Here is a 9916-nt window from a genome sequence, read left to right as displayed (position 1 = left end):
GCCGGTGGCCGGAGCGAGCTGCGGAGCCGCCGACGTGGTGCCGCGCGCCGCCTCGAGGTCGTGGGCCGCGGCGGGCGAGGTGCCCTGCGACACCCCCGCGTGGGTGAGTACGCGAGCGACGAGCAGCTCGAGTTGCAGGCGCGGCGAGGTGGCTCCCGTCATCTCGTCGAGCGCGGCCACCACGAGGTCGGCCGTGCGCGAGAGGCGATGCACGCCGAAGGCGGTCGCCTGACGCGCCATGCGTTCGAGTTCGTCGTCGGGTACCCCGCGCAGCACGGCGGACGCCCCGGCACCGGTCGCCGCGACGATGATGAGGTCGCGAAGCCGCTCGAGCAGGTCGTCGACGAAACGGCGCGGATCCTGCCCGGTCTGAACGACCCGGTCGACCGCGGCGAAGGCTCCCCCGCCGTCGTTCGACGCGAATGCGTCGACGACCTCGTCGAGGAGCTCGGAGTGGGTGTAACCGAGCAGGGCGACGGCCCGCTCGTAGCGGACGAGGACGTGGCCGGCCGGTTCGGTGCCCGAACCCGTCGACGGGTCGGATCCGGCGATGAGCTGATCGAGAAGCGAGAGCGTGTCACGTGGCGATCCGCCGCCGGCGCGCACGACGAGCGGCAGCACACCGGCCTCGACCCCGACCCCCTCGGTCTCGCACAGCTCTTGGACGTACTCGAGCATGGCCGCGGGCGGGACGAGGCGGAACGGGTAATGGTGCGTGCGCGAGCGGATCGTGCCCAGCACCTTTTCGGGCTCGGTGGTGGCGAAGATGAACTTCACGTGAGCGGGAGGCTCTTCGACGAGCTTCAGCAGGGCGTTGAAGCCCTGCTGGGTGACCATGTGCGCCTCGTCGAGGATGAAGATCTTGAACCGGTCGCGAGCGGGGGCGAAGATCGCGCGCTCGCGCAGATCGCGGGCGTCGTCGACACCGTTGTGGCTGGCCGCGTCGATCTCGACCACGTCGAGCGATCCTCCGCCGCCACGACCCAGCTCGACGCAGCTGTCGCACGTGCCGCAGGGGGTGTCGGTGGGGCCGGCTGCGCAGTTGAGGCAACGGGCGAGAATGCGGGCCGACGTGGTCTTTCCGCAGCCGCGCGGACCCGAGAACAGATACGCGTGACCCACGCGATCGCTGCGCAGCGCGGTCATCAGCGGCTCCGTCACCTGCGACTGCCCGATCATCTCGCCGAACGCCTCGGGGCGGTATCGGCGGTATAGGGCTGTCGTCACCCGAACAGCCTACGGCGTCCCTCCGACATCGCCTCCGCGGCATCCTTTTCCCGTGCGTCCGGCCGCCGCGCTCCCCATCCCGCATCACGCCGCGACCGGTCCCGAGAACAGGGGATGCCACCGGAACAGGGCGGTCCATCGGCATCCGCCCCTGTCCCCACCGGATCCCCTGTTCCCGGCGGACGGCACGCGCACACCCCGCATCCCGCACCCCGGCTTCGATTGCCGTCACCCCGTCGCGCGGACGCCGCGTTCTGCTACACCCCGGCGCCACCAGAACAGGAGATCTCGCCGGCACAGGAAGGCCCACGGGCATCCGGCCCTGTTCTCACGGGATCCCCTGTTCTCGACGCACCCGCGAAGACGCACCCGCGAGGCCGCATCCACGGCCCGGAAACGCCGCACGCGGCGACCCCCGCACAGGGAGCCGCCGCGTGCATGCGGGTCAGAAACCCCCGTCGAGGCCGACCGCGATGGGGCCGTCGTCGTCGTTCACGACCGGGATCGTCGCCGTGACGATGGGCACCGACGCCGACAGCAGCGTGCCGTCCTCGCGCACCGAGCCCTCGAGCTGACGGATCGAGGGGCGACCCGGACGCACCGGCCCCTGTCCGTGCAGCGCCACGCGCACCGTCTCGCCGGGAGCGACGGTGTAATCGACACCGCGCACCGCGAACGCGACGGGCGCGCCGTCCTCCCCCGCGCGCAGCGTGAGCGCGTTCGTGGTGAGGGTGACGTTGAGCCGCGTCCCGTGCCAGTGCAGCACGTACGACAGCTCGGGCCAGTCGGCCGGGAGGCGCGGATCGAACGTGAGCCGCCCGAAGTGGTCGCGCATTCCGCCGAAGCCGCTGACGAGCGCCGTCCACACACCGCCGGCCGACGCCACGTGCACGCCGTCGGCAGCGTTGTGGTGCAGGTCGCCGAGGTCGACGAACGCGGCCTGACGGAAGTACTCCAGAGCCAGGTCCTGGTAGCCCACCTCGGCGGCCAGAATCGACTGCACGACCGCCGACAGCGTCGAGTCACCGGTGGTCAGCGGGTCGTAGTACTCGAAGTCGGCGAGCTTCTCGGCATCCGTGAAGTGATTGCCCTGCAGGAACAGTGCGAGCACCACGTCGGCCTGCTTGAGCACCTGGTAGCGGTAGATCACCAGCGGGTGGAAGTGCAGCAGCAGGGGGCGCTGGTCGGGAGGGGTGTTCTCGAGGTCCCAGATCTCTCGCTCGAGGAACACGGCGTCTTGCGGGTGGATGCCGAGGGCCTCGCTGAAGGGGATGTGCATCGCCTCGGCGGCCTTGTCCCAGCGCTCGGGCTCGGAGGGGTCGAGGTTCATGCGCTCGGCCATGTGCGCGTACGCGTCGGGGTCGTTGTCGGCGAGGTCGCGGACCGTGCGGGCGGCGAAGCGCAGGTTGAAGCGCGCCATCACGTTCGTGAAGAGGTTGTCGTTGACGACGGTGGTGTACTCGTCGGGGCCGGTGACGCCGTGGATGTGGAACGAATCGCGTTCGCCGTCGTCGGAACCGTCGCTGGAGCGCCAGAAGCCCAGCGTCGACCACAGCCGCGCGGTGTCGACGGCGATGTCCACGCCCTCACGGGCGAGGAACTCCTCGTCGCCCGTGGCTCGCACGTACTTCGCCAGGGCGAAGGCGACGTCGGCGTTGATGTGGTACTGCGCGGTGCCGGCGGCGTAGTACGCCGATGCCTCTTCGCCGTTGATCGTGCGCCAGGGGAAGAGCGCTCCGGCCTCGTTGAGCTGGTGCGCGCGCTTGCGCGCCGCGGGCAGCATCAGATAGCGCATGCGCAGGGCGTTGCGCGCCCAGAGGGGCGACGTGTACGCCAGGAACGGCAGCACGTATACCTCGGTGTCCCAGAAGTAGTGGCCGCTGTATCCCGACCCGGTCACGCCTTTCGCGGGAACGCCCTGGCCGTCGGCGCGGGCCGCCGCCTGCGCGAGCTGGAACAGGCACCAGCGCGTGGCCTGCTGCAGGTCGCCGTGTCCGCCGATACGCACGTCGGAGCGGTCCCAGAAGTTGGCGTACCAGTCGATCTGCTGGGCGAACAGACCCTCGATGCCGGTCTCGACCGCACGGTCGAGCGTGCGGCGGCACCGATCGAGCAGTTCACCCGTGGGGACGCCCCGTGACGTGTGGTAGCTGACCAGCTTGGTGATGGTGGTGGGGACGCCCGCGCGCGCCTGCACGCGGTAGACGTTCTTGGCGATGTCGGGCTCGATGAGACGCCGCGCGGTGTACTCGTTCTGCGTGTCGATGAGGTGGTCGGCGATGACAGCGAGCGTCATGTTCGACTCGCTGACCTCGTAGCTCAAGGCGGAGCGCTCGCCGTCCTGCCAGTACTCGCGCGGCTGCAGCACCCGATCGCTGAGCTTCTCGGTCTTCCGCGGGTCGAATCCGGCCTTCCGGGATGCCATCGGCGAGCCGCCGTAGATGCCCTCGCCGTCCTGCCGGTTCAGCAGCTGGCTGCTGACGGTGACGGGCGCGTCGGCGTCGAGCACGGTCACGGTGAGCCGCAGCACCGCGAGGTGCTTCTCGTCGTAGGAGACGAAGCGCTCGTCTTCGATGCGCACGCGCTTGCCCGAGGGGGTGACCCACAGCAGGCTCCGGCGCAGGATCCCCTGGCGCATGTCGAGCACGCGTTCGTATTCGCGGACGTCGGCGACGTCGAGCGAGAGCGGCTCGTCGTCGACGTAGACGCGCAGAACCTTGGCGTCGGGCGCGTTGATGATCGTCTGGCCGACCTCGGCGAAGCCGTAGGCCTGCTCGGCGTGGCGGATGGGGAACGTCTCATGGAACCCGTTGATGTACGTGCCCTGTTCGAGGGCGAACCGGCCCTCGATCGAGTTGCCGCGCAAGCCGAGGTAGCCGTTGCCGACGGCGAAGAGGGTTTCGGTGACCCCCACGTCGTCGAGCGAGAACTGCGTTTCGACGAGGCGCCACTCGTCGACGGGGAAACGATCGCGATCGATCATCGGGGGTGCCTTCCGGTGGCCGGTTCTGAGTCGGCGCGAGACGGCGGCATGCCGCTCGTGCGGGTGGAGCTCGGGTTCGCCGCTCGGGGACGGCGAGGGGGTGTCGCGTGCAGGCGACGGCTCAGTCTACGAACGCGGCGAGGTCGTCGACGACCACCGTCGCACCGGCGGCGGCGAGGTCATCCGCTCCGACACCCCGATCGACGCCGACCACGACGACGTAGCCGGCCGCCGCGGCGGAGCGCACCCCGCTCAGGGCGTCTTCGACGGCGGCCGAGCGGGCCGGGTCGACGCCGAGCATGCGGGCGGCCTCGGCGAACACGTCGGGGGCGGGCTTGGATGCCAGGTGGTCGCGCTCGGCGACCACGCCGTCCATGACGACGGGGAACCGGTCGCGGATGCCGGCGGCCTCGAGCACCTCGACGGCGTTCTTGGAGCTGGAGACGACGGCGATCGGTGTACCCGCGGCCTGCAGCAGGTCGAGCAGGGCGATCGAGCCCGGGTAGGGCTGGATGCCCTCGCTGCGCAGGATGCGCGAGAACACCACGTTCTTGCGGTTGCCGACGCCGCACACGCTGTCTTCGGACGGGTCGTCGGAGGGGTCTCCCCAGGGCACCTCGACGTCGCGGCTGCGCAGGAGCGAGGCGACGCCGTCGTAGCGCTTCTTGCCGTCGACGTACTCGAAGTAGTCGCGATCGGTGTACGCCGGCTCGATCCGCCACGCGGTGAAGAGTTCGTCGAACATCTCTTTCCACGCCCGCATGTGCACCTCGGCGGTGGGGGTGAGCACCCCGTCGAGATCGAACAGGACGCCCTCGAAGGTCGTGAGGTCGGGCAGGTCGCGGCTGTCGGTCACGGCGGGCTCCAGATCGGGTGGGGCGGCTCGGGTGGGGCGGCTCGAAGGGGAGAAATCAGGTGCGGGGCTGGATTGCCGTCGCGAGCGCGCGGAGCATCCTCGCGGAACGAGCGTAGTGCGGGAAGGAGTGTCAGGCCGTGACCGACAGCGTCTGCCGCGCGATCTCGAGTTCTTCGTCGGTGGGCACCACGAGAACCTCGACGCGCGAGGCGTCGGTGGAGATGCGACGGATGCCGCGCTCGCGGCGGGCGTTTCGCTCGGGGTCGATCTCGACGCCGGCGAATCCGAGCGTGGCCATCGCCTCGGCCCGCACGGCGGCCGCGTTCTCGCCCACACCGGCCGTGAACGAGATGACGTCGACGCCGTCGAGCTGAGCGAGATAAGCGCCCGCGTACGCACGGAGGCGGTGGATGTAGACATCGAAGGCGAGCTGCGCGGCCGGGTCGCCGGCAGCGCGTCGCTCTCCGATGTCGCGCATGTCGGACACCCCGGCGAGGCCCAGAAGGCCTGAACGCTTGTTGAGGAGGGTGTCGAGATCGGCGGTCGACATATCGGCGCGACGCGCCAGCTGCAGCAGCACCGCAGGGTCGAGGTCGCCCGACCGGGTGCCCATCACGAGGCCCTCGAGCGGGGTGAGGCCCATCGACGTGTCGACGGAGCGACCCCCCTCGATCGCGGCGACCGACGCGCCGTTGCCGAGGTGGAAGACGATCTGCTTGAGCTCGCCCAGCGGTCGCCCGACGAAGGCGGCAGCGGCCTCGCTGACGAATTTGTGACTCGTGCCGTGGAAGCCGTAGCGACGGATGCGATGGGCTTCGGCGACCTCGCGGTCGATGGCGTACGTGTACGCCTCGGGCGCGAGCGACTGATGGAACGCGGTGTCGAAGACCGCGACGTGGGGGACGTCGGGGAACGCCTTCTTGGCCGCGACGATACCGGCCAGGTTGGCCGGGTTGTGAAGCGGTGCCAGCACCGAAAGCTCGTCGATGTTGATCTCGACGAGCGGGGTGACGACGGTGGGCTCGAAGAAGCGCGCACCGCCGTGCACGACGCGGTGGCCGACGGCGACGGGAGCCCGCTCCTCGAGCGACGGGCCGTGCGCGGCGAAGGCCTCGAGCATGACGGCGAACCCCGCGGTGTGATCGGGGATCTCGCGCTCGATCGTGTACGTGGCGTCGGTCACGGTCGGCGCGGGGCCGTCGGCGTCGGCGAGCGCGGCCGCCTTGACGGTGTGCGTCGCCGTCCCCCCGGACCCGGAGCCCGTCGAGGGCTCGCCGATGCGCTCGACCAGCCCGGATGCGAGCACGTGCTCGTGCTCCATGTCGAGCAGCTGGTATTTGAACGACGACGAACCGCTGTTGACGACGAGGACGACGCTCACGACGCGCTCCCTTCTGCGGGAGCCCCGGTGGCCGGGCTTCCCTGGGCCTGGATCGCCGTGATCGCGATGGTGTTGACGATGTCGTCGACGAGCGCGCCGCGCGAAAGATCGTTGATGGGCTTGTTCAGGCCCTGCAGGACGGGTCCGATGGCCACCGCGCCCGCGGAGCGCTGCACGGCCTTGTAGGTGTTGTTGCCGGTGTTCAGATCGGGGAAGACGAACACCGTCGCGCGTCCCGCGACCGCGGAACCGGGCATCTTTGCCCGTGCGACGGCCGCGTCGGCGGCCGCGTCGTACTGGATGGGTCCCTCGACCAGCAGTTCCGGGGCGCGTTCGCGCACGAGAGCGGTGGCGCTGCGCACCTTCTCGACATCGGCGCCCGTGCCGGACTCGCCCGTCGAGTACGACAGCATCGCCACGCGCGGCTCGATGCCGAACTGCTCGGCGGTCGCGGCCGACGACACGGCGATGTCGGCGAGCTGCTCGCTGGTGGGATCGGGGATGACGGCGCAGTCGCCGTAGACGAGCACCCGGTCGGCGAGCGCCATGAGGAACACGCTCGAGACCACCGAGACGCCCGGGGCGGTCTTGATGATCTCGAACGCCGGCCGGATGGTGTGGGCCGTGGTGTGCGCCGCGCCCGAGACCATGCCGTCGGCGAGACCCAGGTGCACCATGAGAGTGCCGAAGTACGACACGTCGGTGACCGTGTCGGCGGCCTGGGAGTGGGTGACACCCTTGTGGGCGCGCAGCCGCGCGTATTCGGTGGCGAACTTCTCGACGTACACGGCGTCGAAGGGGCTGAGCACCTCGGCATCACGGATGTCGATACCGAGCTCGATCGCGCGCCCGCGCACCTCGATCGGTTCACCGAGGATGGTCAGGTCGGCGATACCGCGCGCGAGCACGGTGGCCGCGGCGCGGAGCACGCGGTCATCGCTTCCCTCGGGGAGCACGATGCGGCGCTTGTCGGTGCGGGCGCGGTCGACGAGGCCGTACTCGAACATCAGCGGGGTGACCACGCTCGGGCGCGCGACGCCCAGCTCGCGCGTGAGTTGCTCGGTGTCGACGTGGCGCTCGAACAGCGCGAGGGCGGTGTCGTACCGGTGCTGGGAGTCGGCGGCGAGGCGCCCGCGGGTGTTCATGATGCGCACGGCGGTGTCGTAGGTGCCGAGGTCGGTGGCGATGATCGGCAGGGGCGATCCGAGGCCGTCGATGAGGCGCACGATCGCGTCGGGCAGCTCGAACCCGCCGTTGAGCACGATGCCCGCGAGCGAGGGGAAGGTGCCCGAGGCGTTGGCGAGCAGGGCCGCCAGCAGCACCTCGGTACGGTCGGCGGGGATCACCACGACCGCGGATTCTTTCAGACGCGGCAGCACGTTGACCATCGACATGCCCGCGACCACGACGCCCAGCACTTCACGGGTGAGCAGCGCCGGATCGCCCTTGATCAGCTCGCCCTCGACCGAGCGCAGCACGCCGCGCATCGAGGGGGCGATGAGGAAGCGGTCTTCGGGCAGCGCCCAGACCGGTACGTTGCGTCGCTCGACCGAACCGCCCGCGACGGCGGAGTCGACCACCGCGGTGTCGACGACGTGACGCACGGATGCCACGACCTCGTCGAGGAGATCGGCGTCGGCGCGGTTGGCGATCACCGCGAACAGCGCCGCGCGCTCGTGCTGCAGCTCGGAGATGGCGAGCGAGGCGATCTGCCCGACCTCTTGCGGGGTGCGGGCCACGGACAGGCCCAGCGTCTCGCTGTGTCCCTGCTGCGCGCGGCCTCCGAGCACGAGCAGCACCGGCGCACCGAGGTTGGCGGCGATACGGGCGTTGTACGCGAGCTCGGCGGGGCTGCCCACGTCGGTGTAGTCGCTGCCGATGATGACGACGGCGTCGCACTGCGCCTCGACCGCCTTGTAGCGCTCGACGATGCGCGCGAGCGCCGCATCGGCGTCGTCGCGTACGTCGTCGTAGGTGACGCCGACGCAGTCGTCGTACGCGAGGTCGACGCTGTCGTGGTCGAGCAGCATCTCGAGCACGTAGTCGCGCTCGGCGGTAGAACGCGCGATGGGCCGGAACACCCCCGCGCGCGGCGTGACGCGGCTGAGCGCGTCGAGCACGCCCAGCGCCACGGAGGACTTGCCCGAATGACCTTCTGCCGACGTGATGTAGATGCTCTGCGTCACGTGCCCCAGCCTATTGCGGGGGCCCGACATCGCCCCGGGGTTGTTTCGTCGTCGAGTGATCCGGCGCGCGCCGCGGGAGCCAGCCCTCACCTCCGCGATCCGCGCACCCTCAGCCCGAACACCCCGGATCCGACTGACGTTGCGCACATCGCTGAGGTCGAGTCACCGCCGTCACACCTAGGCTCGCGAGCGTGACCCCCTCGACTCCCCTCCCCGGCACCACCGTCCCCGACCACCGCGGCCGGACCGGCCTGCACCTGACCGGTCGCGACCTCGATCGCAACCCACGGGTGATCGTCGATGACGTCGACCTGCTGGCCGCCGGCTGGCACGTGCTCCGCGCCACGACGTTCCGTTACCGCGGCGACGACGGCGAGTGGGTCACCCAGAAGCGCGAGACCTACGACCGGGGCAACGGCGCTACGGTCCTCCTCTACGACCCCGCGCGGCGCACCGTGCTGCTCACCCGGCAGTTCCGCTATCCGGTCTACGTGAACGATCACCCCGACGGCATGCTCATCGAGACGGCCGCGGGGCTGCTCGACGACGACGACCCGGTCACGGCGATCCGTCGCGAGGCCGAGGAGGAGACCGGCGTGCGCGTCGACGACGTGCAACACGTCTTCGACGTCTACATGAGCCCGGGATCGGTGACCGAGCGACTGCACTTCTTCGCGGCGGCCTACGACAGCTCGGCGCGCGTGGGCGACCGCGGTGGCCTCGTGGAGGAGGGCGAGGAAATCGAGATTCTCGAACACCACATCGACGACGCGCTGAGGATGATTCGCGACGGCTCGATCCAGGACGCGAAGACGATCATGCTGCTGCAGTGGGCCGTGCTCGACGGCCCCTTCGCCCGGCGCTGAGGGTTCGGCGTCCCTCCGCGGGCAAAGAAAAAGACCCTCCGCGCACCCGGTAGAGCCTGGTTACCCTTGCTACGTTTCCGTCCTGGGGGAGTTGGCCTGGATGCCGCCACGCGGAGAGCCGAGTACAGCCTACCCGACCCGTAGCGCTCGTCCCGCCTGCGGCATCGGCGGGGTCGTCCAACCCTCGGCCCGGGGCGGCACCGCCAGCGCGAGACCCGAGCTCGCTCCGCACGCGTGACGAGCAGAGGGCGAGGGATAGAGGGAGGGCGAGTCCTCGGCATCCGTCCTCTCCCCCTCCCCCGTACTCCCCCGGTCACGCGCGCGGCAGCGGGTCGCTCCTCGCCGGGACGATAGTGAAGGCCGATGTGCCGCGGCCGCGCCGCAGGAACGACACCCAGAAGACGTCGGGTGCGAAGG

6 protein-coding genes and 1 other RNA gene are annotated in these 9916 nt (G+C 70.3%); 1 reads left to right on the top strand and 6 read right to left on the bottom strand.

Annotated features, from left to right (window positions below; translation table 11 throughout):
- The 5 genes from RWP81_RS10270 to pta all read right to left on the bottom strand — a co-directional run.
- Nucleotides 1-1227: DNA polymerase III subunit gamma and tau (locus tag RWP81_RS10270; protein ID WP_314455754.1), on the bottom strand; the 1227-nt coding region annotated here is incomplete at its 3' end.
- 445 nt (nucleotides 1228-1672) lie between these two features.
- Nucleotides 1673-4210, bottom strand: coding sequence for a glycosyl hydrolase family 65 protein (locus RWP81_RS10265; protein ID WP_314455751.1), 2538 nt, complete (start codon nucleotides 4208-4210; stop codon nucleotides 1673-1675).
- A gap of 121 nt (nucleotides 4211-4331) precedes the next feature.
- The gene (locus tag RWP81_RS10260; RefSeq protein ID WP_314455748.1) at nucleotides 4332-5066 is read right to left on the bottom strand and encodes a beta-phosphoglucomutase family hydrolase; all 735 of its coding nucleotides are present in this window, start codon (nucleotides 5064-5066) and stop codon (nucleotides 4332-4334) included.
- Between the two features lie 130 nt (nucleotides 5067-5196).
- Nucleotides 5197-6447, bottom strand: a complete 1251-nt coding sequence (locus RWP81_RS10255) for an acetate kinase (RefSeq protein WP_314455746.1) — start codon at nucleotides 6445-6447, stop codon at nucleotides 5197-5199.
- The gene (pta, locus tag RWP81_RS10250) at nucleotides 6444-8633 is read right to left on the bottom strand and encodes a phosphate acetyltransferase (RefSeq protein WP_314455743.1); all 2190 of its coding nucleotides are present in this window, start codon (nucleotides 8631-8633) and stop codon (nucleotides 6444-6446) included. Before pta ends, RWP81_RS10255 begins: the two co-directional genes overlap by 4 nt.
- A 191-nt stretch (nucleotides 8634-8824) precedes the next feature.
- Between pta and RWP81_RS10245 the strand changes: the two genes are divergently transcribed.
- Nucleotides 8825-9499, top strand: coding sequence for an NUDIX domain-containing protein (locus RWP81_RS10245; RefSeq protein ID WP_314455740.1), 675 nt, complete (start codon nucleotides 8825-8827; stop codon nucleotides 9497-9499).
- A 26-nt stretch (nucleotides 9500-9525) separates the two neighbouring features.
- Here the strand turns inward: RWP81_RS10245 and ffs are convergent.
- Nucleotides 9526-9622: signal recognition particle sRNA small type (ffs, locus tag RWP81_RS10240), an RNA gene on the bottom strand.
- Nucleotides 9623-9916: the final 294 nt, after the last annotated feature.

Source organism: uncultured Microbacterium sp., assembly GCF_963521695.1.
Classification (GTDB): Bacteria; Actinomycetota; Actinomycetes; order Actinomycetales; family Microbacteriaceae; genus Microbacterium.
Note: the sequence above shows the minus strand (reverse complement) of the source record. Positions and strands in the feature narration are given on the sequence as shown.

Coding starts and splice junctions, on each gene's coding strand:
- RWP81_RS10265 (WP_314455751.1), bottom strand. CDS start 4,210: ATGATCGATCGCGATCGTTTCCCCGTCGACGAGTGGCGCCTCGTCGAA.